This is a genomic window from Curtobacterium sp. MCPF17_001, from assembly GCF_003234615.1.
Taxonomy (GTDB): Bacteria; Actinomycetota; Actinomycetes; order Actinomycetales; family Microbacteriaceae; genus Curtobacterium.
In genome coordinates, this window is record NZ_QKSL01000001.1 from 323681 (window position 1) to 350611 (window position 26931).

The 26931-nt window shown below is 68.5% G+C and carries 21 protein-coding genes; 8 read left to right on the plus strand and 13 right to left on the minus strand.

Translation table 11 applies throughout. The features are described 5' to 3' along the window. Positions 1 to 23: 23 nt before the first annotated feature. The 8 genes from DEJ24_RS01715 to dnaA all read right to left on the minus strand — a co-directional run bounded on the left by DEJ24_RS01715 (position 24) and on the right by dnaA (position 11218). Positions 24 to 431, minus strand: coding sequence for a DUF3566 domain-containing protein (locus DEJ24_RS01715; RefSeq protein WP_110902908.1), 408 nt, complete (start codon positions 429 to 431; stop codon positions 24 to 26). Beyond that, positions 424 to 3108 carry a DNA gyrase subunit A gene (gyrA, locus tag DEJ24_RS01720; RefSeq protein ID WP_258374484.1) on the minus strand — a complete coding sequence of 895 codons (2685 nt, stop codon included), beginning with the start codon at positions 3106 to 3108 and terminating at the stop codon, positions 424 to 426. Before gyrA ends, DEJ24_RS01715 begins: the two co-directional genes overlap by 8 nt. 112 nt (positions 3109 to 3220) lie before the next feature. Further along, positions 3221 to 5242 (minus strand): DNA topoisomerase (ATP-hydrolyzing) subunit B, encoded by a 2022-nt coding sequence (gene gyrB, locus DEJ24_RS01725; protein ID WP_111077007.1) that lies wholly within the window; start codon positions 5240 to 5242, stop codon positions 3221 to 3223. Positions 5243 to 5375: 133 nt separating this feature from the next. Further along, a complete protein-coding gene (locus DEJ24_RS01730; RefSeq protein ID WP_111077008.1) occupies positions 5376 to 5876 on the minus strand; it encodes a DUF721 domain-containing protein in 501 nt (166 codons plus the stop codon). Then, on the minus strand, positions 5876 to 7093 hold the full coding sequence (recF, locus tag DEJ24_RS01735; protein WP_111077009.1) for a DNA replication/repair protein RecF: 1218 nt from the start codon (positions 7091 to 7093) through the stop codon (positions 5876 to 5878). The genes DEJ24_RS01730 and recF overlap by 1 nt, the downstream gene beginning before the upstream one ends. 37 nt (positions 7094 to 7130) lie before the next feature. After that, positions 7131 to 8015, minus strand: coding sequence for a phosphogluconate dehydrogenase (NAD(+)-dependent, decarboxylating) (gene gnd / locus DEJ24_RS01740; protein ID WP_111077010.1), 885 nt, complete (start codon positions 8013 to 8015; stop codon positions 7131 to 7133). A gap of 70 nt (positions 8016 to 8085) precedes the next feature. Beyond that, a complete protein-coding gene (gene dnaN / locus DEJ24_RS01745; protein WP_111077011.1) occupies positions 8086 to 9246 on the minus strand; it encodes a DNA polymerase III subunit beta in 1161 nt (386 codons plus the stop codon). A 514-nt stretch (positions 9247 to 9760) separates the two neighbouring features. After that, positions 9761 to 11218, minus strand: a complete 1458-nt coding sequence (gene dnaA, locus DEJ24_RS01750) for a chromosomal replication initiator protein DnaA (RefSeq protein WP_110902902.1) — start codon at positions 11216 to 11218, stop codon at positions 9761 to 9763. A 519-nt stretch (positions 11219 to 11737) separates the two neighbouring features. Between dnaA and rpmH the strand changes: the two genes are divergently transcribed. From rpmH to DEJ24_RS01790, 8 genes are all read left to right on the plus strand, one after another. Beyond that, positions 11738 to 11875: a 50S ribosomal protein L34 gene (rpmH, locus tag DEJ24_RS01755; protein ID WP_043595303.1), complete on the plus strand. Its 138-nt coding sequence runs from the start codon at positions 11738 to 11740 to the stop codon at positions 11873 to 11875. Between the two features lie 18 nt (positions 11876 to 11893). Continuing rightward, the gene (rnpA, locus tag DEJ24_RS01760; RefSeq protein WP_111077012.1) at positions 11894 to 12244 is read left to right on the plus strand and encodes a ribonuclease P protein component; all 351 of its coding nucleotides are present in this window, start codon (positions 11894 to 11896) and stop codon (positions 12242 to 12244) included. After that, positions 12241 to 12606 (plus strand): membrane protein insertion efficiency factor YidD, encoded by a 366-nt coding sequence (yidD, locus tag DEJ24_RS01765; protein WP_110902900.1) that lies wholly within the window; start codon positions 12241 to 12243, stop codon positions 12604 to 12606. Before rnpA ends, yidD begins: the two co-directional genes overlap by 4 nt. A gap of 8 nt (positions 12607 to 12614) precedes the next feature. Next, positions 12615 to 13589 (plus strand): membrane protein insertase YidC, encoded by a 975-nt coding sequence (gene yidC, locus DEJ24_RS01770; RefSeq protein ID WP_111077013.1) that lies wholly within the window; start codon positions 12615 to 12617, stop codon positions 13587 to 13589. Further along, positions 13586 to 14155 carry a protein jag gene (locus tag DEJ24_RS01775; RefSeq protein ID WP_375334680.1) on the plus strand — a complete coding sequence of 190 codons (570 nt, stop codon included), beginning with the start codon at positions 13586 to 13588 and terminating at the stop codon, positions 14153 to 14155. Before yidC ends, DEJ24_RS01775 begins: the two co-directional genes overlap by 4 nt. Then, positions 14152 to 14814, plus strand: coding sequence for a 16S rRNA (guanine(527)-N(7))-methyltransferase RsmG (rsmG, locus tag DEJ24_RS01780; protein WP_111077014.1), 663 nt, complete (start codon positions 14152 to 14154; stop codon positions 14812 to 14814). Before DEJ24_RS01775 ends, rsmG begins: the two co-directional genes overlap by 4 nt. Positions 14815 to 14910: 96 nt before the next feature. Then, complete coding sequence (locus DEJ24_RS01785) at positions 14911 to 15843, plus strand: ParA family protein (RefSeq protein WP_111077015.1); 933 nt, start codon at positions 14911 to 14913, stop codon at positions 15841 to 15843. After that, complete coding sequence (locus tag DEJ24_RS01790) at positions 15843 to 16832, plus strand: ParB/RepB/Spo0J family partition protein (RefSeq protein ID WP_111077016.1); 990 nt, start codon at positions 15843 to 15845, stop codon at positions 16830 to 16832. The genes DEJ24_RS01785 and DEJ24_RS01790 overlap by 1 nt, the downstream gene beginning before the upstream one ends. A 1766-nt stretch (positions 16833 to 18598) precedes the next feature. Here DEJ24_RS01790 and DEJ24_RS01795 read toward each other — a convergent pair. The 5 genes from DEJ24_RS01795 to DEJ24_RS17095 form a co-directional block, all read right to left on the minus strand. Then, a complete protein-coding gene (locus tag DEJ24_RS01795; protein ID WP_111077017.1) occupies positions 18599 to 19561 on the minus strand; it encodes a D-alanine--D-alanine ligase in 963 nt (320 codons plus the stop codon). A gap of 45 nt (positions 19562 to 19606) precedes the next feature. Then, a complete protein-coding gene (locus DEJ24_RS01800) occupies positions 19607 to 20908 on the minus strand; it encodes a PLP-dependent aminotransferase family protein (protein ID WP_111077018.1) in 1302 nt (433 codons plus the stop codon). Between the two features lie 232 nt (positions 20909 to 21140). Then, positions 21141 to 21467 carry a thioredoxin gene (gene trxA / locus DEJ24_RS01805; RefSeq protein WP_110902894.1) on the minus strand — a complete coding sequence of 109 codons (327 nt, stop codon included), beginning with the start codon at positions 21465 to 21467 and terminating at the stop codon, positions 21141 to 21143. Positions 21468 to 21552: 85 nt separating this feature from the next. After that, positions 21553 to 22548: a thioredoxin-disulfide reductase gene (gene trxB / locus DEJ24_RS01810; protein WP_111077019.1), complete on the minus strand. Its 996-nt coding sequence runs from the start codon at positions 22546 to 22548 to the stop codon at positions 21553 to 21555. A gap of 78 nt (positions 22549 to 22626) precedes the next feature. After that, a complete protein-coding gene (locus tag DEJ24_RS17095) occupies positions 22627 to 26886 on the minus strand; it encodes a DUF6049 family protein (protein ID WP_220036686.1) in 4260 nt (1419 codons plus the stop codon). Positions 26887 to 26931 lie beyond the last annotated feature (45 nt).

The window sequence follows — 26931 nt, forward strand, 5'->3', positions numbered from 1 at the left end:
CGGGTCGGCCCACCCGGACCGGGTCAGTTGTTGGTGAAGCCCACGAGCACGCCGCCCGTGATCCGCACGCTGAGGTTGTACAGGACGCTGACGATCGCGCCGAGCACGGTCCCCACGACGACGTTCAGGATGCCGACGACGATCGAGAACCCGAGGACCTGGCCCAGCGAGAACTGGTCCATGATCGAGTAACTGTTCTGCCCGGTGACGTCCTTCAACAGGCTGTCGATCTGGTCGAAGACGCCGGTCTGGTTGAGGATGACCCACACCAGCGCCGTGGCCACGACGATCACGATCGAGCCGGCCAGGGCGATGAGGAAGGACAGCTTCACCATCGACCAGAAGTCGACGTAGACCAGGCGGAGTCGGACCTGACGAGTCCCGACGGGCCGCTTCGCTTTCCGCTGGAGCTTCTCGGCGACACTACTCATTGCTTGACTCGTCCTCTCCGGCCTCGACAGGCGCGGCGTCGGTGGGCAGTGCGTCGGTGGAGACTTCCTCCACGAGCTCTGCGTCGGCGGCGTCGGCGACCGCTTCGTCCGGGCTGACGGTCTCGACCGGGCCCGCGGGCTCGATCTCGGCGTCCTCCTGGTCGTCCAGGTTCCGCTCACTGTTGCGGGCCACAGCGATGATCCGGTCGTTCTCCGCGAACCTCGCGAAGACGACCCCCATCGTGTCCCGGCCCTTGGCTGGGACCTCGGCCACGGCAGACCTTACCACCTTGCCCGATTGCAGCACGACGAGCACTTCGTCGTCCTCGCCGACGATCAGGGCACCGACCAGGTCACCGCGATCGGCGGCCAGACGCGCCACCTTGATGCCGAGACCACCACGGCCCTGGATCCGGTACTGGTCGACCGAGGTGCGCTTGGCGTAGCCACCCTCCGTCATGACCCAGACGAACCCGTCGTCCGAGACGACCGAGGCCGACAGCAGCGAGTCATCCCCGCGGAAGGACATGCCCTTCACGCCTGAGGTGGAGCGCCCCATCGGACGCAGGGTGTCGTTCGTGGCGGTGAAGCGCAGCGACATCCCGTGGCGGGACACGAGCAGCAGGTCGTCGTGCTCGTCGACGAGCAGCGCAGAGCGGAGCTTGTCGCCCTCGCGCAGGTTGATGGCGATGATGCCACCGGTGCGGTTCGTGTCGTAGTCGGTGAGCGCCGTCTTCTTCACGAGGCCCTGCTCGGTGGCGAGCACGAGGTACTGAGCCGCCTCGTAGTCGCGGATGTCGAGGACCTGCTGGATCTTCTCGTCCGGCTGCAGGGCCAGGAGGTTCGCCGAGTGCTGGCCCTTCGCGTCGCGCCCGGCTTCCTGCAGCTCGTACGCCTTCGCCCGGTAGACGCGTCCCTGGTCGGTGAGGAACAGCAACCAGTGGTGCGTCGTGGTGACGAAGAAGTGCTCGACGACGTCGTCCGCGCGGAGCTGAGCGCCGCGGACACCACGGCCGCCGCGGTGCTGCGAGCGGTACTGGTCGCTGCGGGTGCGCTTCACGTACCCACCGCGGGTGATGGTGACGACGACCTCTTCCTCGGGGATGAGGTCTTCCATGCTCATGTCGCCGTCGAAACCGAGCATGATCTCGGTGCGACGGTCGTCCCCGAAGCGGTCGACGATCTCGGTCAGCTCGTCGATGATGATCGAGCGCTGACGCTCCGGCCGGGCGAGGATGTCCTCGAAGTCGGCGATCTTCAGCTCGAGGGCCTCGGCCTCCTCGTGGATCTTCTGGCGCTCGAGGGCGGCCAGGCGACGCAGCTGGAGTTCGAGGATGGCGCGGGCCTGGATCTCGTCGACGGAGAGCAGCTCCATCAGGCCGTTGCGGGCCTCCTCCACGTCGGGCGAGCGACGGATGAGGGCGATGACCTCGTCCAGTGCGTCGAGCGCCGCCAGGTAACCGCGCAGGATGTGCGCACGCTTCTCGGCCTCACGCAGACGGAACTGGGTGCGGCGGACGATGACCTCGACCTGGTGGTCGACCCACGCGCTGATGAACCCGTCGAGCGCCAGGGTGCGCGGGACACCGTCGACGATCGCGAGCATGTTGGCGCCGAAGTTCTCCTGCAACTGCGTGTGCTTGTACAGGTTGTTGAGCACGACCTTCGCGACCGCGTCGCGCTTCAGCACGATGACCAGTCGCTGACCGGTGCGCCCGGAAGTCTCGTCGCGGATGTCGGCGACGCCGGCGAGACGACCGTCCTTCACGAGCTCGGCGATCTTGATCGCCAGGTTGTCCGGGTTGACCTGGTACGGCAGCTCGGTGACGACCAGGCAGGTGCGGCCCTGGATCTCCTCGACGCTGACGACGGCACGCATCGTGATCGATCCGCGGCCCGTCCGGTAGGCGTCGACGATCCCCCGGGTACCGAGGATCTGCGCCCCGGTGGGGAAGTCCGGGCCCTTGATCCGCTGCATCAGGGCCTCGAGGAGCTCTTCACGCGTCGCGTCGGGGTGTTCGAGCGCCCAGACGGCACCGGCAGCGACCTCGCGCAGGTTGTGCGGCGGGATGTTCGTCGCCATGCCGACCGCGATGCCGACGGAGCCGTTGACGAGCAGGTTCGGGAACCGGGCCGGCAGGATCGCCGGCTCCTGGGTCCGACCGTCGTAGTTGTCCTGGAAGTCGACGGTCTCTTCCTCGATGTCCCGCACCATCTCGAGAGCGAGCGGGGCCATCTTGGTCTCGGTGTACCGCGGCGCCGCGGCGCCGTCGTTGCCGGGAGATCCGAAGTTGCCCTGCCCGAGCGCGAGCGGGTAGCGCAGCGACCACGGCTGCACGAGACGGACCAGTGCGTCGTAGATCGCGCTGTCACCGTGCGGGTGGAACTGTCCCATCACGTCGCCGACCACGCGCGAGCACTTCGAGAATGCCCGGTCCGGACGGTAGCCACCGTCGTACATCGCGTAGATCACGCGGCGGTGCACCGGCTTGAGACCGTCGCGGACCTCCGGCAGCGCGCGCCCGACGATGACGGACATCGCGTAGTCGAGGTAGGAGCGCTGCATCTCGAGCTGCAGGTCGACCTGCGAGATGCGGTCACCGGAGACGACGATGTCCCCGCTGTCGCCGTGCACGATCTCGGGCTCGTCGGCGCCGTTCTCGTTGTCGTCAGCCATGTGCTTGCGTTGCCTTCCTTGACAGCCTGGAGGCTCGTCGTCCGTCGGTCGCGCCGGGCGCGACCACGTGGGGTCGGGTCGGGTCGACGCGGCTCACGCCGCGCCTCCCGGCCTAGATGTCCAAGAAGCGGACGTCCTTCGCGTTCTGCTGGATGAACTGGCGACGGGCGTCGACGTCCTCACCCATGAGCGTCGCGAAGACGCTGTCCACCGCGGCCGCGTCTTCGAGCGTGACCTGCAGGAGCGTCCGGGTGTCCGGGTTCATCGTGGTGTCCCACAGCTCCTTGTAGTCCATCTCGCCGAGGCCCTTGTAGCGCTGGATCCCGTTGTCCTTCGGGATGCGCTTGCCGGCGGCGATGCCGGTCTGCAGCATCGCGTCGCGCTCCCGGTCGCTGAACACGTACTCGTGTGCCGAGTTCGACCACTTCAGGCGGTACAGCGGCGGCTGCGCCAGGTACACGTAGCCGCGCTCGATGAGCGGCCGCATGTAGCGGAACAGCAGCGTGAGCAGCAGCGTCGTGATGTGCTGGCCGTCGACGTCAGCATCGGCCATCAGCACGATCTTGTGGTACCGGGCCTTGTCCGGGTCGAAGTCCTCACCGATGCCGGCGCCGAACGCCGTGATCATCGACTGGATCTCCTGGTTGGCCAGGGCGCGGTCGAGCCGGGCCTTCTCGACGTTGAGGATCTTGCCGCGCAGCGGCAGGATCGCCTGCGTCATCGGGTTGCGGCCCTGGACGGCGGAGCCACCGGCGGAGTCACCCTCGACCATGAAGATCTCCGACAGGGTCGGGTCCTTCGACTGGCAGTCCTTGAGCTTGCCGGGCATGCCGCCCGACTCGAGGAGTCCCTTGCGCCGGGTGGTCTCGCGGGCCTTGCGGGCGGCGAGCCGGGCCTGCGACGCCTGGATCGCCTTGCGGACGACGTCGCGCGCCTGCGTCGGGTTGCTCTCGAACCAGTGGGTGAGCTCCGTGCCGACCACACGCTGTACGAACGACTTGGCCTCGGTGTTGCCGAGCTTGGTCTTGGTCTGGCCCTCGAACTGCGGTTCGCCGAGCTTGATCGAGATGACGGCGGTGAGCCCTTCACGGATGTCGTCACCCGTGAGGTTGTCGTCCTTCTCCTTGATGATCTTCGCTTCGCGCGCGTAGCGGTTCACCAGCGTGGTGAGTGCAGCGCGGAAGCCCTCTTCGTGGGTGCCACCCTCGTGCGTGTTGATCGTGTTCGCGAAGGTGTGGACGCTCTCCTGGTAGGAGGTGTTCCACTGCATCGCGACCTCGAGCGCGATCTTGCGCTCCGGGTCCTCGGACTCGAAGCCGATGACGTCCGGGTGGACCAGGTCGGCCTTCTTCTGCGCGTTGAGGTACTCGACGTAGTCGGCGAGCCCGCGCTCGTAGCGGAAGGAGTCGTTGCGGGCCTCTTCGCCCTCGGCCGGGGTCCGCTCGTCGACGAGCGTGAGACGCAGGCCCTTGTTGAGGAACGCCATCTGCTGGAACCGGCCACGCAGCGTCTCGTAGTCGAACTCGACCGACTCGAAGATCTCGGCGTTCGGCCAGAAGGTGATCGTGGTGCCGGTCTCGTCGGAGGCTTCGTCCTGGGACAGCGGCGCCACGGGGACGCCGTCGGTGTAGCTCTGCCGCCAGACGTGTCCCTGTCGACGGACTTCGACGTCGAGCTCGCTCGAGAGCGCGTTCACGACGGAGGAGCCGACACCGTGCAGACCACCGGACACCGCGTAGCCACCGCCGCCGAACTTGCCGCCGGCGTGCAGGACGGTCAGGACGAGCTCGACCGTCGAGATGCCTTCGTTCGGGTGGATGTCCACGGGGATGCCACGGCCGTTGTCGACCACGCGGACGCCGCCGTCTTCGCGGATCGTGACGTTGATCGTGTCGCAGTACCCGGCCAGCGCTTCGTCGACGGAGTTGTCGACGATCTCCTGCACCAGGTGGTGGAGACCACGGGGGCCGGTCGATCCGATGTACATGCCCGGGCGCTTGCGGACGGCTTCGAGCCCTTCGAGCACCTGGATCTGGTCTGCGCCGTACGATGGTTCGCTCTGCGGGGCCAGCTCCTGCGGCTGGACCTCGTCACTCTGCGGGTCTCGCTGGTCGTCGTCAGATTCAGATGTCATGTCGGGGGTGCTCCTGCCTGCGCGCGGAACGCCCGCGCACTGCACTCCCCAGTCTACTGCAGCAGGGCCCGAGTCCGGGGGCCGTACGCCTCACAGAGCGACGAATCTCAGACGGATGGATGATTTCGTCTGGTCAACCGTAGGTATCGCGAGGGCCGCGCCCCTGGACCGACCTGAGGCCGCGTTTCCATGTGGGGGCGTCCGGGCCGGAAACCCGGATGGACTCGACCCCCGCTGCCGGGTACCGCTGGGCGATGGTCGTCGTGACCGTCCCGCGCATCAGTCGGAGCTGCGTCGCCCAGGCCGTCGAGTCGCACCGGATGACCAGCGCGCCGTCCTCGATCGTCACCGGTGTGGAGTGCTTCGCGAGTTCGTCACCGACCACGCTGGGCCAGTCCACGAACAGTTCGGAACGTGCCAGCGGTTCGGTCCAGCCGAGTTCAGCGGTGAGGGCACCCATCACGTCGCCGAGGCCCGCGGGCTCTCTTCCCTTGCCGTACGGCACGGAGTCCGGGTCCTGTCCGGCGGCTCGGCGGCGTCGGGCATCGAGGCCGCGCTTCGACGGGTCGCCGAAGACGGCCTTGAAGTGCTGGTAGACGCGGGAGGGTTCCGCGGGCTTCCGGGGGGCGGGCATCAGGACGCCGCCGGGGTGGGATCCGGACGGGAGGCACGGTCCACGTCCGCCTCGTCGGTCACGATGGCGCCCGCCTCGATCCGCACGGTGTGCGCGGTGAGCTGGCCGGGGACGTCGCCGTGCACGGCCGCGGTGATGAGCACCTGCTCGTAGTCGGCGACCGCTCCGGCCAACCGCTCACGCCGCGATTCGTCGAGTTCCGCGAACACGTCGTCGAGGATGATGATCGGGTCCCCGAGCGAGGACTCGGCGCGGAGGATGGTCGCCGACGCGAGCTGCACGGCGAGTGCGAACGACCAGGACTCCCCGTGACTGGCGTATCCACGGGCCGGTAACCCGTTCAGCTCGAAGAGCACGTCGTCCCGGTGCGGGCCGGTGAGGGTCAACCCGCGGTCCAGCTCGTCCCGCCGCCGCCGCTCGAGCGCCGCTCGGAAGGCCTCGGCAGCGGAGGCGATGGTGACCGGCTCCTCCGGGGTCCCGAGCACCGGGTCCGTCGCGGCCGCGTCCTCCGGGTCGGCACCGCGGACACTGAGCACACCGGCGATCGACGCCTGGTGTCGCTCGCCGGCGACCGTCGCGTACGACTCCGTCACGAACGGGGCCAGCCGCCGCGTGAGGTGGTCGCGCGCCGCGATGATCTCGGCGCCGAACTCGACGAGTCGGTCGTCCCAGACGTCGAGCGTCGAGAGTGCCCCCGCCTTCGCCCCGGTCGCGCGCGCGGACTTGAGCAGCGTGTTCCGCTGCCGGAGCGTCCGGTCGTAGTCGGCCAGGACGCCCTGCATCCGCGGCGCGATCTGGACGAGGAGCTCGTCGATCATCCGACGGCGCCCGGACGGTTCGCCGCGGACGAGCGCCAGGTCCTCCGGCGCGAAGAGCACGCTCGTGCAGTACCGCGGCAGTTCACGTGGCTTGATCGCCGACCGGTTCACCTGCGCCCGGTTCGATCCGGTGCGGTTGATCTGCACCTCGGCGAGGATGCTCCGGTCCTCGTGCGCGAGCCGCGCCCGCACGATCGCGGAGTCACAGCCCTGCCGGACGAGCGCGGCGTCGGTGGGGACCCGGTGCGAGCCGAGGGTCGAGAGGTACCCGATCGACTCGACGAGGTTGGTCTTGCCCTGACCGTTGCGGCCGACGAACAGGTTCGGCCCGCGTGCGAAGTCGACGTCCGCCTCCCGGTAGTTCCGGAAGTCGGAGAGCTGGAGATGGTCGACGTGCACGCGGGCCGAGACGGGTCGAGGGGGTTACCCCGACCGACTACGCCTTCTTGACGGCGTGGCCGCCGAACTGGTTGCGCAGGGCCGCGACGGCCTTCATCGTCGGGGACGCACTGCCCTGACGCGAGACGAAGCGGGCGAACATGGCCGCGGAGAGCGCCGGCATCGGCACCGCGAGCTCGATGCCCTCTTCGAGGGTCCACCGACCCTCGCCGGAGTCGTCGACGTAGCCCTCGATGGCGTCGAGCTTCGGGTCCTCGTTGATCGCGAGGACCATGAGGTCGAGCAGCCAGGAGCGAACGACGGTGCCGCGCTGCCAACCGGCGAAGACGGCGGGGACGTCGGTGATGATGTCCTTCGCCTCGAGGAGCTCGTAGCCCTCGCCGTACGCCTGCATGATCGCGTACTCGATGCCGTTGTGGACCATCTTCGCGTAGTGCCCCGCGCCGATGCCGCCGGCGTGCGAGAAGCCCTCTTCGCGCGGGCCCTCGGGACGCAGCGCGTCGAAGACGGGCATCGCACGCTCGACATCCGCGACGTCACCGCCGGCCATCATGCCGTACCCGTTGTCCTTGCCCCAGACGCCGCCCGAGACGCCGACGTCCATGTAGCGGATGCCCTTGGCGTCGAGCTGCTTCGCGTGCACCTCGTCGTCGAGCCACTTCGAGTTGCCGCCGTCGATGACCAGGTCGCCCGGCTCGAGGACCTCGGCGAGGTCGGTGATGACGTCGTCGGTGATCTTCCCGTGCGGGACCATCACCCAGACCAGGCGCGGCCCGGTGAGTGCCGCTGCCAGTGCGCCGAGGTCGGCGACGTCCGACACGGCGGGGTTCGCGTCGTACCCGACGACGTCGATCCCTGCGTTGCGCAGACGCGCACGCATGTTGTTGCCCATCTTCCCGAGGCCGACAAGACCGATCTGCATGATTTCCTCTTCTTCGTCGATGTCGCGCTGATGCAGGTGGTGGCGCGTCAGCGCAGGATCCCCGTTGCGACTAGCGCAGCAGGAGGTTGGGCTGGAGCAGGTACCGGTATCCGTCCGTGGCCGGTTCCTCTCGCGAGGACTGACCGGTGATCAACACCGGTCCCGGCTTGTTCGGGTTCTCCGTCTTGGTGAAGGAGATCCGGACGAATTCGGAGTGCACTGCATTCAACCCGTCGAGGAGGAAGGCCGGTTTCAGGGAGACAACCGTTTCCTCACCGGTCAGCAACGCATCGATCGACTCTGACGCCTGCGCTTGTTCGGAACCGATCGCCTCGAGCGTGAGCCCGTCGACCGTGAAGGAGAACCGGAGCGCGGCTTCGCGCTCCAGGACGAGGGAGACCCGTCGGACGGCTTCGACCAGTTCCGCGGTGTTGATCACCGCGTGGTCCTGGACCGTCTCGGGGAACAGCCGGCGGACCGGCGGGTAGTTGCCCTTGATGAGCAGGGAGGTCACGGTCTTGTCGTCGGCGTGGAACGCGATGAGTTCGCGGTCGGAGCCACCGCTGATCGAGACCGACACCGTCGTGGCCGAACCGAAGGTGCGACCGACCTCCTGCAGGGTCCGGGCCGGGACGAGGGCGTGGAGGGTCGTGGCTGCGTCGCCGTCGTTGCCGGCGCGGCCCGAGTCCCACTGGATGGTGCGGACCGCGACGCGGTAGCGGTCGGTCGCGATGAGCGAGACGTCGTGCTCGCCGACCTCGAGCTGGACACCGGTGATGACCGGGGTGACGTCGTCACGGCTGGCGGCGACCGCCACCTGCGAGACGGCTTCGGAGAAGGAGTCGCCGGGGATGACGCCGGTCTGCGGACCGATCTCGGGGAGCGTCGGGTACTCCTCGACGGGCATCGACAGCAGCGTGAAGTGCGCCGAGCCGCAGGTGACCGTGATCCGGGAGTCCTCGGTCGAGAAGCTGACCGGGGCGTTCGGCAGTCGGCTCGCGATGTCGTTCAGCAGTCGGCCGGAGACGAGCACCGTGCCCGGGTCGTCGATCTGCGCGGCGATCGACGTCTGCGCCGAGACCTCGTAGTCGAACGACGACAGCGTCAGACGATCACCGTCGGCGTGGATCAACACACCGGACAGGATCGGGAGGGTCGTGCGCTGTGGGAGGAGTTTCACCGCGAAGGAGACGGCTTCGGAGAAGACGTCCCGGTTGACCTCGAACTTCACGGCGTGGACCCCTGTCGATCGGTTGACTGCCCGGCCGCCCCATTGTGGCACAGCGTCGGCAGACCGCCGATCCGTGTCATTCGCCGTCCCCAGAGGTTGGCCCAGGGAGAGGGAGAGAGAAGAGAGGAGTAATGGTCTTAACGCCTGTGCACACTGTGGACAACTCTGGGGATGCCGCTCCCCGACTGGGAACTACAACCGTGTGACTTGTTGGCGGCGTGTGAGCGACCTCTGGATGAGTGAAAATCATCTATCCACTTCTCTCCCCAGTTTCCACAGGTGCCCCTCCGGCTGTGTACAAGCGGGCGGCGTGTCCTCCACAGTTATCCACAGGCTTTCCACACTGTGGGGAATCCGCCGCATGGAACCGTCTCAGATGGTGGACGCACGCAGAAGGAGGCCGATCCCGGGTGCGGGACGGGCCTCTCCCCACCGGCACGGCCTGCCCGCCGCTGCGCGTCGGTCAGGGACCGGCGGCGTGGGCCCTGGACGGGGGGTGGCGCGGTGGTACGCGCTACCGGTACCGGCGGTCCTGCTTGATCCGACTGGTCAGTTCGGTGACCTGGTTGTAGATCGAGCGGCGCTCCTTCATGAGCTCGGCGATCTTCTTGTTGGCGTACATGACGGTCGTGTGGTCGCGGTTGCCGAACAGCTGGCCGATCTTCGGCAGCGACAGGCTCGTGAGCTCACGGCACAGGTACATCGCGATCTGGCGTGCCGTGGCGATCGCCTGCGACCGGGACGAGCCGTAGAGGTCGTCGACCGAGAGCTTGAAGTAGTCCGCGGTGTGGTTGATGATGTCCGTCGGCGCGATGACGTTGTCCTCGTCCAGGGTGATCAGGTCCTTGAGGACCGTCTGCACCAGCGCCATGTCGACGGCCGTCCGGTTGAGGCTCGCGAACGCGGTCACCCGGATCAGGGTGCCCTCGAGCTCCCGGATGTTGCTCGACACCTTCGACGCGATGAACTCCATGATGTCGTCCGGCACCTGCAGGTGGTCCGACTGTGCCTTCTTGCGGAGGATCGCGATGCGTGTCTCGAGGTCGGGTGCCTGCACGTCCGTGATCAGGCCCCACTCGAAGCGGCTGCGCATCCGGTCCTCGAACCCGGTGAGGTGCTTCGGCGCCACGTCCGACGTGATGACGACCTGCTTGTTGTGGTCGTGCAGCGTGTTGAACGTGTGGAAGAAGGCCTCCTGCGTGGAGTCCTTGCCCTGCAGGAACTGGATGTCGTCGATCAACAGGATGTCGATGTCGCGGTAGCGCTGCTGGAACTGGTTCGAGCGGTTGTTGGCGATCGAGTTGATGAAGTCGTTGGTGAACTCCTCGCTCGACACGTACCGGACCCGGATCCCCGGGTACAGGCTCTCGGCGTAGTGCCCGATCGCGTGCAGCAGGTGGGTCTTGCCGAGACCCGAGTCGCCGTAGATGAACAGCGGGTTGTAGGCCTTCGCCGGCGCCTCGGCCACCGCGACCGCCGCGGCGTGGGCGAACCGGTTCGAGGCACCGATCACGAAGTTGTCGAAGTTGTACTTCGGGTTGAGCCGGGACTCCGGGCGGCCGCCGGTCCCGGGTGAGTCCACCGGGCTCGGGATGAACGGCGCCTCGATGTACTGGCGCGGTGCAGCGGTCTGCGGGACGTGTTCCTGCACCGGCTCGGCGTAGGAGGGCACCGCGACGGCGTCGACCCGCGGCTCCGAGGCCATGTCCGGGTTGACGGTGATCGCGAAGTTGGCGACCGAGTCGTCACCGATCCGCGAGACCGCCTCGGTGATGGGCACCCGGATGCGCTGCTCGAGCATGCCGCGGGTCAGGTCGTTCGGGACCTCGAGGTAGAGGGTCCCGGCGAGGACGCCCTTCGGTTCGACGAGGTTGAGGAACCCGTGCAGCTGCGGCGTGATCCGGTCGTCGTCGGAGAGGATCCCGAGGACCGACGACCAGAGGTCCTCGACGGGGTCGGCCGGCATCGTCATGGCGTGCTCGTCTCCTGGTCTCACTGCTCGGGTGCGTCGCTCTGCGGGCGTGGTCGGTCCGGGTCTGTCCCGTCCGGATCCGGTCCGTCCGGCACCAGGCCGGGCGTCGACCGGCGAGCGAGCCACGCCGGGCCGGCCCGCGCCTCCTGGACTGCCGGAGGCGATCGGCGCGGTCTTCTGGCGCCGTTTCCCCGTCGAGCTTCCCACAGGGTTGTCCACAGTCTGCTCCACGGCCGCGCGGACCGAGGTCGAGGGGGTACTCGCCCGTACTACCGGGCTTCCGGCGGTGCGGTGACACAACTGTAAAGGACCGGGGCGCGTCGTACCCAACGGAAGTTGTCCCCAGTGTGGAGAATCGGGAGCACGCGATGCTGCGGGTGGCCACCGGCCCGCGGGTATTTGACCTCGCAGCCCTCGTCACGTACCGTTGTCCAGTTGACTGCGGCCGTTCGGTCGCGCCTTCCGCGTCAACCAACGCATACGTGACGGCTCGCCGCGAGCAGCCGTGTGGAGATCATCATGAGCAAGCGCACCTTCCAGCCGAACAACCGCCGCCGCGCCAAGAAGCACGGCTTCCGCGCCCGCATGCGCACCCGTGCGGGCCGCGCCATCCTCGCCGCACGCCGCGGCAAGGGGCGCACCGAGCTCTCCGCCTGATCCGCGGGGGTCCTCGTCGTGTTGGCCCGAGCCAACCGCATCGTCCGAGGCGACGACTACCGGATGGTCGTGCGCCGTGGCCGCAAGAGCGCCACGGCGCACGCTGTCGTGTCGGTGGTCCGTCGCCTCGATGACGATCCCGGTCCCACCAGGTTCGGGTTCATCGTGGCGAAGACCGTCGGGAACGCGGTGACGCGCAACCTCGTGCGACGCCGACTGAAGGCGATCGCGCACGGGGTCCTCCCGAGCGCACCGCTCGGGTACGACGTGGTGGTGCGTGCACTGCCAGCCGCCGCGCAGGCCGCATGGCCTACCCTGCTCGAAGACATCACGCGCTCCTTCGCGCGCGGTGTGGAGAAGGCAGCATGAACCGGTTCCTCTGGGTCCTCGCGTTGCTCCCACGCAACGCGTGCGTCGTGGTGCTCCGGGCCTACCGAGCGGTGATCTCGCCGCTCTACGGCAACGTCTGTCGGTACCACCCCTCGTGCTCGCGGTACGCGCTCGAGGCGATCCAGCAGTACGGCGTGGTCCGCGGATCGGCGATGGGCGCTTGGCGCATCGCCCGGTGCAACCCGTGGGCAGCCGGCGGGATCGACGACGTCAGGGAACGTCGCCGCCCCTTCACCGTCAGTCGGTTCGGGTTCGTCCTCGCGCCGATCCCGCAGCAACAGCAGACCTCGGCCGGCACGGTCCGTCCGGTGCTGCTCCCCCAGCGCACTCGAAAGGCGTGACCGTCCCCATGGACCTCATCGGTACGATCCTCTGGCCACTCAAATGGGTGGTGTCCGCGATCCTGGTCGGTTTCCACTGGGTCTTCGAGAACCTCGGGATGGACCCCTCCGCGGGCATCACGTGGGTGCTGTCGATCATCTTCCTGACCTTCGTGGTGCGCGGCGCGCTGATCCCCATCTTCGTTCGACAGATCAAGTCGCAGCGACGGATGCTGGAGGTCGCCCCGCAGCTCAAGAAGATCCAGGACAAGTACAAGGGCAAGAAGGACCAGTTCTCGCGTGAGGCCATGTCCCGCGAGACGATGGCGCTGTACAAGGAGACCGGGACCAACCCGCTGAGCTCCTGCCTGCCGCTCCTGATCCAGATGCCGATCTTCTTCTCGCTGTACTCCGTGCTGCACGAAGCCCAGATCAACAAGACGGGCATCGGCCTGCTCTCGAGCGACCTCGCGAAGTCGTTCGGCAACGCCTCGCTGTTCGGCGCACCCCTGCACGAGACGTTCACGAACGCATCGGGTTGGGAAGTCCGGGTCATCGCGGGCTTCATGATCGTCGTGATGACGGCCTCGCAGTTCATCACGCAGCTGCAGCTCGTCGCCAAGAACATGTCGCCGGAGACCAAGGAGTCTCCGATGTACCGCCAGCAGAAGATGATGCTGTACGTGCTCCCGCTGGTCTTCGTGATCTCGGGTCTGTCGTTCCCCCTCGGCGTCATGTTCTACTGGCTGGCCTCGAACATCTGGACGATGGCGCAGCAGTACTTCGTCATCCGCAGCATGCCGACGCCCGGGTCCGAGGCGGCGCTCGCCCGTGAGGCCCGTCTCGCGAAGAAGGCGCAGCGCAGCGGTTCCTCCGCGACCGCCGGCGTCCTCACCGAAGCCGGCGCCGGGGCCTCCCTGGCCGAGGTCGAAGCCCGCGTGAACAACCAGCGCCAGCAGCCGGTCGGCAAGTCGCGCGCCAAGAAGAACGGGAAGACCAAGTGAGCGAGCAGGACACCGCTGCGGTCGTCGACACCACGGACGACCAGCACCTCGCCCCCACCGACGCGACGGTCGACGTGGACCGCGATGACGTGGACGGTGATGAGGTGGATGGCGACGACGAGACCCGCGACGAAGCGGACATCGCTGCCGACTACATCGAAGAGTTGCTCGACATCTGCGACCTCGACGGCGACATCGAGATCGAGGAGCGGGCTGGTCGCGTCTACCTGACCGTCACGGACGACGGGGCGGCCCTGCGCGTCCTCGCCAAGCCGGACACGGTCACGGCACTGCAGGAGCTCACCCGGATCGCCGTGCAGGCCGAGACGGGCGAGTTCAGCCGCCTGATCCTGGACATCGGTGGATCGCGGGACGCCCGTGCCACGGAGCTGCAGCGTCTGGTGGACACCGCTGTCGAGCGCATCGAGGCCGGTTCGACCACCGCGGCGCTCCCCCCGATGTCGTCCTACGAGCGCAAGTTGGTCCACGACCTGGTCGCCGAGAAGGGCTTCCACTCGGAGTCGGAGGGCGAGGGCCGGGACCGCCACACGGTCATCACGCGATGACGGATACCGACGTCACGGCCGGTTCGGAGCCTCCTGTTCTGGAGGCCGAGCCGGCCGTTGCCGCGAGCCTCTTCGGGAAACAGATCGACGTCGCACGGTCGTTCGCGAACGAGCTCGCCCGTCGTGGTGAAGAGCTGGGCTTGATCGGTCCCCTCGAACTCCCCCGGCTCTGGACACGACACATCCTCAACTCTGCCCTGGTGGCCCCACTCCTCCATGAGGGTGCATCCGTCGGCGACGTCGGATCGGGCGCCGGTCTGCCCGGGCTGGTGTTGGCCATCGCTCGTCCGGACGTGTCGATGACGCTCATCGAGCCGATGGAGCGGCGGACGGACTGGCTCCGTGGTGAAGCGGACCGCCTGGGACTCGAGAACGTCACGGTGGTCCGTGCGCGCGCCGAAGACGTTGCCGATGAGCTCGTGCTCGACCAGGTCACTGCGCGCGCTGTGAGTGCGCTCTCGAAGCTCATCCCGCTGACGGTCCCGCTCGTCCGGTCCGGCGGGCAACTCATCCTCATGAAGGGCGCGCGCGTCGATGACGAGGTCACGGCCGCTCGCAAGGTGATCTTGCGCACCCGACTTGAAGACGTCGAGGTCCTGGAGCTCGGGGTGGGTGTGGTCGACGAGACCACGCGTGTCTTCCGGGCTACAGTTGACTGACGCCACCGGTCCGGTCTGACTGGGCTCGGCTGCTGCACGGTTCCGCCGCTGCGCGGGCTGATGCGTCGAGGGGCGAACGCACCGCAATGGGCCCCGATGTTCCACGTGAAACACAGACCGGGGAAGAGGCACTCGTTGAGTTCATCCACTGACTACGACGCGTCGACGCCCCTCGCGCGCGAGATCGCTGATCTCAACCGGCGGCGACGCGCCATCGCGACCCAGCAGTTCCCGCTGCCGGAGAAGACGCGGGTCTTCACCGTGTCGAACCAGAAGGGTGGCGTCGGAAAGACGACCACCACCGTGAACCTCGCGGCGGCGTTGGCGCACGGCGGAGCCCGGGTTCTCGTGATCGACCTCGACCCGCAGGGCAATGCGTCGACTGCTCTCGGGATCGACCACCAGGCCGAGGTCGCGAGCATCTACGACGTCATCGTGGACGAGGCTCCCATGGCGGACACGGTCCAGCGCTCCCCCGAATCGGAGACTCTGTGGTGCGTGCCGGCGACGATCCACCTGGCGGGTGCCGAGATCGAACTCGTCTCGCTCGTCGCCCGCGAGCAGCGGTTGCGGACCGCGCTCGACGAGTACTTGGCCTCGGTCGACGAGCCGTTCCACTACGTCTTCATCGACTGCCCGCCGTCGCTCGGCCTGCTGACGATCAATGCCTTCGTCGCGGCCAAGGAAGTACTCATCCCGATCCAGTGCGAGTACTACGCGCTCGAGGGTCTGAGCCAGCTGCTGCGGAACATCGAACTGATCGAACGCCACCTGAACCCGCACCTCGCCGTGTCGACCATCCTGCTGACCATGTACGACGGTCGAACGAACCTGGCGAACCAGGTCGCGAACGAGGTACGGACCCACTTCGGTGGCCAGGTGCTGCAGGCCATGATCCCCCGCTCGGTCCGGGTCAGCGAGGCGCCGAGCTACGGGCAGAGTGTGGTCTCGTACGACGTCAACTCCACCGGCTCGCTCTCCTACCTGGAGGCCGCAGCCGAGATCGCAGAACGAGGAGCAAAGGCCTGATGGCACCCAAGCGGACCGGACTCGGGCGCGGCATCGGCGCGCTCATCCCCACGACGAACGAGCAGCAGGAGCGGCCCGTCGACGTGTTCTTCCCGTCCGGGGGTACCTCGGCGGCGGACACGACCAGCGGCGGTTCCGGCGCGGGTACTGCAGAGGAGCTCCTTGCTGTCCCAGGGGCCCGGCTGGCGAACCTCAACCCGCTCGACATCGTGCCGAACGCCCAGCAGCCGCGGAAGGAGTTCCGCGAGGAAGAGCTCCAGGAGCTCGTGCACTCCATCCGCGAGATCGGGTTGCTGCAGCCGATCGTCGTGCGACCCATCCCGGGTGCTGCCGGCACCGCGCCACAGTACGAGCTCATCATGGGTGAGCGCCGTCTCCGCGCCACGAAGGAACTCGGGCTCGCAACCATCCCGGCCATCGTCAAGGAGACCCCTGACGACGCCATGCTCCGGGACGCACTGCTCGAGAACCTCCACCGGGCACAGTTGAACCCGCTCGAGGAGGCCTCGGCCTACCAGCAGCTCTTGGCGGACTTCGGCATCACGCAGGAGCAGCTCGGACAGCGGATCGGCCGCTCCCGTCCGCAGATCACGAACACGATCCGTCTGCTCCGCCTGCCCTCCCCCGTGCAGCGCCGTGTAGCCGCGGGTGTTCTGTCAGCCGGGCACGCCCGAGCCATCCTGGCGGCGCCCGACGCCGAGGCGATGGAGTACCTGGCCGAGAAGATCGTCAACGAGGACCTGTCGGTACGGGCTGCCGAGGCGATCGCCCAGCAGCTTTCCACGAAGGCACCGGCGAAGTCCCCCGCACAGCCGTCGAAGCGGCAGGTGCACTTCAACGACATGGCGGAGCGTCTCGGTGACCGGCTCAACACGCGCGTGAAGATCGCGGTGGGCGCCCGCAAGGGGTCGGTCACGATCGACTTCGCGAACCCGGACGATCTGGCTCGGATCCTCAAGGAGCTTGGAGTACAGGACCTGGCTGGTTGACGGCACAGTCACGGCGGTGAGCCGCTGTGTGGCCGTCTGCGGCGTCGGGAGCGCTCGTGGTTGTCCGGGTGCGGTCGGGGCCATGAACGGGCCCCTGCGCGCCCTGAGTCGCGCCGAGGACCCGATGGATGTCGTCCGGGTCGGCTGATCGTCGGGGTTGTTGCAATCGCCTTGCGGGGAGCGTCGTGACGGGTTCGAGCGGAAGCTGTCGGCTCTCCGTCGTTGAGCCATGCCTCCTAGCGGGCGGCCGGCTGCCTCGTGAGGAGCCCTCCGCGCGGGCCGCAGCGGGGTGCAACGAGCTACACCGAGTTCTACCCTGCCCAGGGATGGCGCGAGCGATGTTCCACGTGGAACGCCCCCATGAGGGACGGGAGTCTTTCGAGTACCAGGACCCTCTCGCCACGAGCGCCACCTCGTGCTGGATCACGAGACTCCGCCGCCTGGGCCTCTCCTGCACGGGTTTGCCGATCGGTCACGATCGATCCGTCCTATTGGGAGCGACCCTCGTCGCCGTAGGTGCGACGGCGAATGTTCCACGTGGAACGCCTGCCTGACACCCAACCCGGCTCGCCAGGCCGACGCTCCACGTCATTTGCCGCTCGTAGGACGGCAGCGCTCCGATCGCGAGAGACCCGTCGCTCTGATGAGCGGCTTCCTGTGCCGCGCCGGTGCATCAGGGCCAGGGGTGCGGCTCTCTGAAGAACTTCCAGTGCAGCAGAGATGGCGTAATCGTGAGGCGAACAGACGTGGTTCCGAGTGGAATCGACGCCGCTGTTGATCGGCCGGAGCAATCGGGTGTGGCTCAAGCCGTGCGGCGGATCCGCGCGGTTCGTCGTCGCGGAGGGTGCAGGAACGAAGCCGGATCGACGGCGCGAGTGACGCGATGCTCTCGCTTGACGCTCCCCTGCACCAGCTCGACCAGCCCGAAGGTGCCAGCGGACATTCCTCCGGACAGCGAGGTCGTCGAGAGGCTGTGTGAGTGGCTCGCGGAGCAGGTGTCCGAGGGTGACGTGGTCGCACCTGACGGCGGATCGCAGTGGCGGTGACGGGAGGTGGCAGCGACTCAGTGTCCGAGGGAACCGTCGATGCCGAGAGGCACCAACACACCTGAACAGCGCCTTAGACACCCAGCGATGCAGTGAATGACGAGTGCGTGGAACAGACACCGATCCGGGCTCTGCCGAACGCAAGACCTGGCGTACTGCCGCAGTGCGGCCGTGACGCGGTGGCGCAAGCACGTGGTCGTGCTGTCGCGCTGAGCCGAAGCGCCCTGGCTGGGCCTGAACTGCGCGAACGGTGGGGTCCCGAGTGGTCCTTGCGTCACTCCATGCGGCGCGCCCGTGCTGCGCTCGGCTGCGCGTGAACGACACTCGGGCTACCAGGCGAGAGCACCGCGGGGAAGGGGGACGACCCCAGGCCGAGGGGGAAAGGCACCCGTACCGAATCGACGAGCGCGGTCACCGAACGCCGGGAACCGGCGCCCTGGTCGTTGGATCTGCGATGGCGGAGAGCAGCACCCGCTCACCCCTGAGGCTGATGCTGAGATTGATCCTGGCTCGGAGCCCAGGTAGATGTTCCACGTGGAACGTCGGGCGTCGTCGTCGCAGCTGCCCCGAGCGCCGATCGCCGACTCCGCCAGGCCGACGTGACCCGCTTGACCGGCGCCAGGTTGGAAGCCCAGGAACTAAGCCTCCGACGGAGCCCTACGCCAGAGCTCCGACCCCGCCACTCCCCCTGCAGACCGCGATGTCGGAGGTGTCGACGCGTCAGGCCGAGTGGTCCCGGATGGCCTGCTCCGCCAACTCGGCGTAGGTCCACCCGAGGTCGAACCCTGACGCGGACAGTGCCTGCGGCACGAGCGACGTCTCCGTCAGCCCGGGCAGCACGTTGGCCTCGAGGAACCATGGTGTGCCGGCGCCGTCGATGATGAGGTCGACGCGGGAAACGTGGCGCAGCCCGAGTGCTCGGTGCGCCAGGACTGCTGCAGCGGAAGCAGCCTGCGACTGCTCCTCGCTGAGTCGCGCCGGCGTGAAGAAGGTCGTCTCCCCCGCGTTGTACCGCGCCTCGTACCCGTAGAACCCGTTGCGGGGCACGATCTCGACCGGCGAGAGCGCAGTCGGGCCGTCACCGGTGTCGATGATCCCGACGGCGATCTCGGTGCCCCGGATGAGCTGTTCGACGACGGCGTCCTCGCAGTACGTGTACGCAGCGACCATTGCACGCGGCAGGTCGTCGGCGTTCTCGACCAGGGTGACGCCCTGGGCGCTGCCGCCGCGTGCAGGCTTCACCGCGAGCGGGACGGGGTGCTCCGCGGCGATGGCCTGGAGGACGCCCACGGCACCGAGTTCGCGGAAGACGTCGTGCGACAGGGTGATCGAGCGCGGCGTCCGGACTCCTGCCAGGGACACGAGTGCCGACGCGGTGGGCTTGTCCCAGGCCAGGCGAGCGGACGTCGAGCGGGAGCCGACGTACGGGATGTCGAGGGCCTCCAGGATGCCGCGGAGCGCGCCGTCTTCGCCGGACGCGCCGTGGAGCGCGGGCCAGACGACGTCCGGCCGGTCCGCGGCCAGCGCGGGCAACAGCGAGGCGTCCGCGTCCCGCAGGTCGACCTGCCACCCGTAGCCGGTCAACGAGTCCGCGACCCGCCGACCGGACCGCAGGGAGATGTCCCGCTCGTGGGAGATTCCTCCGGCGACGACGACGACGTGACGGCTGGCGAACTCGGCCATGGGGCGATCCTCTGCGGATGTCGTTGATCGGTACGAAAGCCCTGGTCAGGGCATGTTCGGCTGCGGGGAGCTGACTGTCGAGGTGCTCACCGAGGCGCTCGAGCGACTGGCGGATCCGAAGGTCTCGACCAGTTCGAGCTCGTCGTTGACGACGGACGCCAACCGCTTCACCCCGACCCGGATCTGTTCCGGCGTCGGGTAGCAGAACGAGAGCCGGATGTTGCCGGCTCCGCGCCCGTCGGCGAAGAAGGCGGTGCCCGGTGTGTAGGCGACGAGCTCCTTCACTGCCCGGGGCAGCATGCCCTTCGAGTCGAGGGAGTCCGGCAGCGTGAGCCAGACGAAGAACCCGCCGTTCGGCACGGTCCAGCTGAGGTCGGGCAGGAACTCCCCCAGGGCGGAGAGCATGGCGTCACGGCGCTCGGCGTAGATCCCGCGGAAGGTGTCGACCTGACCCTTCCAGTCCGCGGCGTCGAGGTAGGCGTTGACGACGTACTGGCCGAACGAGTTCGGGGCGAGCACGGCCGACTCGTTCGCGAGCACGAGCTTCTCGCGGATCGCGTGTGGGGCGAGCGCCCATCCGACGCGGAACCCGGGAGCCAGAGTCTTCGAGAACGAGCCGAGGTAGACCACACCCTCGTCGTCGATCGAGCGGATCGCCTGGGGTGCCGGCTCGTCGAACCAGAGCAGCCCGTACGGGTTGTCCTCGAGCACCAGGATGTTGTTCGAGCGGCAGATGTCGAGCACCTCGATGCGGCGCTCCCGACTCATCGTGACACCGGCTGGGTTGTGGAAGTTCGGGATCGTGTACAGGAACTTCATCCGCTTGCCAGCGGCTCGGAGACGGGCGATCGTCTCGCGCAGGGCCTCGGGGACCAGTCCGAGCTCGTCCGTCGCCACGTGGACCGTCTCGGCCTGGTACGACCGGAACACACCGATGGCCCCGACGTACGAGGGGGACTCGGCCAGGACGACGTCGCCCGGATCGATGAAGAGCCGCGTGACGAGGTCCAGTGCGTGCTGGGACCCCGTGGTGACCACGACGTCCTCCGCGCTGGCACGGATGCCCTCGAGCGACATGACGTTGACGATGTGCTCGCGGAGGGACCGCAGGCCCTGTCCACCGCCGTACTGCAGCGCCATCGCGGAGTCCTCGGCCATCACCCGGTCGAGCGAGCCGGTGACCAGTTCACGGGGCAGCGCGGAGACGAAGGGCATGCCGCCGGCGAGCGAGACCACCTCCGGCCTCGACGCGACGGCGAACAGAGCTCGGACCTCGGAGGCGCTCAGCCCGGCGGTGCGCTGGGCGTAGGAGTCGTACCAGGGATCGAGACTGTTGCCGTTCGTCATCGAGTTTCCTCCACTCGGTCGTTCTCGCCACAGTACGACATGCAGCAGGGCGTCCGTCGTCCCCCCGCACAGGCCGATCGACGATCCGTGGCCTGTCTGCGGCCGGGCTGCGGCCTGGAGGCCCCCTCAGCGTCCGCCGGTCGGCGGACGCTGGACGGGCCTCCAGACAGACGAACGCCCCGCCCTCCGATGGAATGGAGGACGGGGCGTCCGGGTCTGTGCGGCGGATCTCCTACGCGAGGAAGTCCGCGAGGTCGGCCTCGAGGGCCGGCTTCGGCTTGGCGCCGATGACGGTCTTGACGACCTCGCCACCCTTGAACACCTTCATCGCGGGGATCGAGGTGATCTGGTAGTTCATGGCCGACTGGGGGTTGTCGTCGACGTTGAGCTTGACGATCTCGATCTTGTCGGCGTGCTCTGCGGCGATCTGGTCGAGGATCGGGGAGACCGCACGACACGGGCCGCACCATTCGGCCCAGAAGTCGACGAGGATCGTCTTGTCGGACTTGAGGACTTCGGCCTCGAACGTGGCGTCGGTCACTGCCTTTGCGCTGGACATGTTTGCTCCTTCGACGGGAAGTCGGTTCGGTGTGGTGAACGGGGACGCGGCGGCGCACATTCCCGTGGCGTGCAGGGGCCGCAGGTCAGACCCGGGCGGTGACGTCGATGATCGCCTCGGTCGGGGTGACGCCCTCGGCCTGGTCGGTGAGGTCGCGGTCGAGGTCGGCGAGGTACTTCTCGGCGTCGAGGGCTGCGACCGCACCCGAGCCCGCGGCGGTGATCGCCTGTCGGTAGGTCGGGTCGAGCACGTCACCGGCGATGAAGACACCCGGGACGCCGACGGCGCGGGACGAGCGGCCCTCGACGGCGAGCGTGCCTTCGGGGGCGATCTCGAGCTGACCGTGCACCAGGTGCGTGCGCGGGTCGTTGCCGATCGCGATGAACAGACCGTCCAGGGCGAGCGAGGACTCTTCCCCGGTCACGGTGTCCTTGAGCGTGACGCCTTCGACAGCGGAGCCACCCGTGATGCCGGTGACTTCCTTGTTCCACGCGAACTCGATCTTCGGGTCGTTCATCGCGCGGTCCTGCATGATCTTCGACGCGCGCAGGGAGTCCCCGCGGTGGATGACCGTCACCTTGTCGGCGAAGCGGGTGAGGAAGGTGGCCTCTTCCATCGCGGAGTCGCCACCGCCGACGACGGCGATGTTCTTCTGACGGAAGAAGAACCCGTCGCACGTGGCGCACCAGGAGACGCCGTGGCCGGAGAGACGCTCTTCGTCGGCGAGGCCGAGGTGGCGGTACGCGGAACCGGTGGCGTAGATGACCGTGAGGGCCTCGTACGTCTCGCCGGAGCCGACCGTGACCTTCTTGACCTGGCCGGTGAGGTCGACCGAGACGGCGTCGTCGTACAGGACCTCGGCACCGAACTTCTCGGCCTGTTCCTGCATCTTGATCATGAGGTCGGGGCCCTGGACGCCCTCGGGGAAGCCCGGGAAGTTCTCGACCTCGGTGGTCTTGGTGAGTTCACCGCCGGTCTCGACACTCGAGGCGACGATGAGCGGCTTCAGCTCAGCGCGCGCGGCGTAGATGCCGGCCGTGAACCCGGCGGGACCGGAACCGATGATGATGAGCTCGCGCATGCGTGACTGCCCTTCCGTTGCTTGCTGACCGGGTCAACCCATGGTAGCTGCGCCCCATTCCCGGGACTGGCTCCGCGGTCAGCGTCCGAGCCGGGCGCGCACGAGGTCGAGGGCACTGCGGACCTCGGCGTTCTTGACGACGACCAGCACGGCGAAGTAGACGGCCACCATCACGGCGCCGGCGAGCACCACGGTGATGAACGCGCTCGTGAAGTCGGACATGGCGAACCCGGTGCGGGAGTACCCGCCGAAGAACGTCGTGACGAGGAACCCGACCACGCCGGCGACGACTGCGGCGATGACGAACTGCAGGTGCGAGCGCGCGATGATGCGACCCTCGATGCCGTCGAGTCGACGGCGGACCACGACGAGGGCCACGATCGTCTGGGCCGAGCCGGCGATCGTCGTGCACGCGGCGAGCGAGAGCCCGATGATGTTCCCCGGCAGCAGGGTGACCGCGAGCGCACCGATCACGAACAGGACCGACTGCACGAGCTGCATGAAGAACGGGGTCCGGTGGTCGTGCATCGCCCAGAACACCCGCTGGATGATGAAGAGCATGCTGAACAGCACCAGTCCGGGCATGTAGGCGAGCAGGACGGCGCCGATCGAGAACGCACCGTCGAAGTCCGCGGCGAACATCCGGCCGAACGGTGCGGCGACCACCATCAGCGCCACCGACGAGAACACCGTGAACAGCCCGACGATCCGGAGCGACAGCGACAGGTTGCGCCGGACGGCTGCCAGGTCGCCGCGTTCGGCGTCGTGGCTCATCCGGGTGAAGTACGCGGTGGCGATCGACACGGCGATGATCGAGTGCGGCAGCATGAAGAGCAGCCAGGCGTTCTGCAGGACAGCGTTGCCGGCGTTGCCCGAGCCGAGCGAGGCCACGCGGGACTGCACGATGCCGGCGAGCTGCGTGACGAGGATCATCGCGAAGAGCCAGCCGGCGGCGGTCCCGGTCGCCTTGAGCCCGACGCCGCGCCACCGGAAGTCGGGGCGGAAGGTCAGGCCCGCGCGCTTCCAGAAGAACGGCAGGAACGCGGCCTGTGCCAGCACGCCGAGCGAGGCGCTGCCGGCGAGCACCGCGATCTTCAGCGGCGTCCAGTCGTCGGTGCCGGAGTTGACCGCGCGGTTCCCGAACATCGCGATGAAGACGACGAGGCCGGAGATCGCGATGACGTTGTTGATGAGCGGCGCCCAGGTGAACGGCCCGAACACCTGCTTGGCGTTGAGGACCTCACCGAGCAGCGAGTAGATCGCGTAGAAGAGGATCTGCGGCAGGCACCAGAACGCGAACGCCACGGCCAGGTCGGTGGCGGCCGGCGAGAAGCCCTTGCCGTCCTGCGCCTGCGCCGAGTAGAGACGCACCAGGAGCGGCGCGAGCAGGGTCGCGATGATCGTGATGACGACGAAGACCGAGCCTCCGAGGGTCACGATCTTGTTGACGTAGGCCCGCCCGCCGTCGCCGTTCTGCGACATCGAGCGCACGATCTGCGGGATGAGCACGGCCGACAGCAGTCCGCCGGCGATGAGCGCGTAGATGTTGTTCGGCAGCTGGTTCGAGACGGCGAACGCGTCGGCGGACCGGGAGTTCGCCTGGCCGATCGCGTAGGCGAGCACGAACGTCTTCGCGAACCCGAGCAGGCGGGAGATCATCGTCCCCGCCGCCAGCATCGCGCTGGCCCGGCCGAGGCCGCGGCCCTCGCCCTGTTCGGCGTCGACCTCGGCGCTGGGCTGGGTGGTGCTGATGGTCGGCTCCTCGGGGTGCGGGCGGTCGCCCTGGTCGTGTCGGTCGCCCTGGTCGCTCTGGTCGTCTCGGTCGGACGGGAGGCTCGACTCCATCCCGGCGCGCGCGATCGCGTCCTCGAGACGGTCGCCGTCCCCACCGACGGTGTCGGTGCCGGAGCTGGCCACGGCGATGGCGGTGGCGGCCCCGGGGACGGGGGCCGGGCCTCCAGACCGGGAGGTGTCAGCAGGTCGGACCACGTCGGCAGACCGGGACACGTCGGCGGCCAGCGGACGCTCGCCCGGCCCGGGGGGCTGGATCTCGAGGGGACGGTTGGGGTCGTCGTCCTCGGGTTCCGGCTCGCCGTTGCGGCGACGGAGGCGGCGGCGGACGTTGCGGAGGATCCCGAGGCCGAAGACCGCCACGACGGCGATCGCGGCGAGGGCCGTGATCACGGTCTCCCACTGCGCCTGCACGTTGATCTCGACCGTGGCGGGGGTGGCGATGCGGGCACCACTCGCGCTCGTCAGCGCCATCGACAGCGCGACCTTGCCGTTCGCGACCGACTGCACCGGGAAGGTGGTGCGGGTCGAGGAGCGGGGCTGGATCGTGACCTCGACGGCGTTCCGCTCGATGCGCAGGAACGAGTTCGACGGCGTGACGGTCAGGAACACCGTGACCGGCCAGTCGGAACGGTTCCGGACCGAGATCGGCAGCGAGGACCGGTCACCGAGCAGCGTGATGTCACTCGAGTTGACGATCCCGACGCTGCCGATGGTCTCCCGGTGGTCCGCGGCGATCCCGTCCACGACCGTCGTCAGTCCGTCGGTGTCCGCACGCCAGGCGTTCGACGCGGCGGCGAGGGTCCGCAGGCGGGCCGGAGCCGTGACCTGGACCGGGTCGGTGACCGCGCTGGCGAAGTCGACGAGCGCCTGCTCGGACCGCACCAGGCGCCGGAGGACCGTGAGCCGGTCGGCGCCGTCGTCACTGCTCTGCAGGGTGAGCGAGCCCGGCTTCGCGTCGACGACCGTGGAGAAGTCCGTCGGCGAGATCCAGGCGGTGTCCTCGAGGGCGTCCAGGGCCTGCTCCAGGCGGGCGGAGTCGGTCGGCCAGGACCGGCCGAGGGTCAGCAGGACCGGGCCCGTGGCGCTGCCCTGGACGGCGACGGTGGCGAGGGTGGCACGGAGCGTCGCCACGGCGCGGTCGGTGGCCCGTGCGGAGCGGGCGTCGGCGGCCTGGCGCAGGAGGTCGGACATGCCCTGGTCGGACACGAGGGCCTTGGTGGAGCCGACCTGCTCGGCGGCGGCGACCGTGGTGTCCCGGCCGGCGGAGGTGTTCCCGCTGGAGAGGATCGTCGAGGTGGAGCCGGCGGTGCGCAGAGCGGGGAGGTCGTCGGCGGCGACGGTGCCCTCGACGGGCCAGGCGACGGTGTCGACGGTCCAGGGGAAGGACACCAGCGAAGCCGAGGTAGGGATGGTGGCGGGGTCGGTCTCGTCGGCTCCGTTGCCGTTGCCGTCTGCCGCGTCTGCGCTGGCGGTGTCGGTCGGTCCGGTGGCGGTGTCGTCGGGGGTCTGCGTGGTGTCGCTGCCGCTGCCGCTGCCACTTCCCTGGTCGGCCGGGTCCTGCGCGGGGTCCGTGGCCGGGTCCGCCGGGGTCGCGGTGGCGGTCGGGCTCGGGGTCGCCCCGGGGAACCGGTCGGCGTCCACGGCGGCGGCGATGGCCTGGTCGAAGGAGATCGGCGCGGCGATGCCCGACAGCCCGGCCTGGCGCAGCCCCGTCACGTCCGCGTCGGCGTAGGACAGCGGGAACTTCTCGTTCCGGAGGCCCTCGAGCCGCTCGAGCCACGCCGTCGCGGAACTCGGGGCGTCGTCGCCGAGGATGCGGATCGACGCGATGATGCGGGGGTCGACGGCGAGGGCGACGCTGTGGCCGGCCGCCGCGTCGAGCTGCTGGGTCAGCGTGCCGTCCAGCGCGGTGTCGGCGGCCAGGGTGTTCGCGCTGAGTAGGCCGTCCTCGGTCGCCGGGACGGTGACGGGCATCGCGACCGCGACGTCGACCGGTGCGGGGTCGGGCCCGGGGTTCCAGGTGAAGGCGGAGCGCCCGACCGCGAGGGTCGATCCGGCGACGTACGAGGCCGCGATGCGTCGGGCGCCGAAGGGGTTGAGCGTGCCGAGACGGACGTCGGCGAACGGCACCGAGATCGAGTCGACCGTGACGGATCGGTGTGCCGGGACCTCCGGGATCGTCACCCGGTCCATGGGCTCGCCGGGGTAACCGTCTGACGAGGTGTCATTGAGCCAGTCGGTGAGGATGTCGCGCGTCCCCACCACCGGCCGGATGATGTCCAGGTCCGCACGGCCCGCGGGCAGCGCGGTGTCGGTGTCGTTCGTCACCGTGACGGAGAGCGAGAGGTCGTCGCCGAGGTCGAGCACCCCGCGTCCGGAGGGGGTCACCTGGATCGACGTGGTGCCCGCTTGGGCCGTCGCCGGCGTCGCCGGCTTCGAGGTGGTGGCGGCGTCGGCGACGTCCACCGCTGCGGGCGCGATGACCAGACCGGTGGCGACCAGGGCGGACGCGGCGGCGGCGAGCACGGTACGGAGAATCTGCATGTGGGAGGGTCCTGGTCTTCAGCGGGCCACGACGAGTGTATGAGG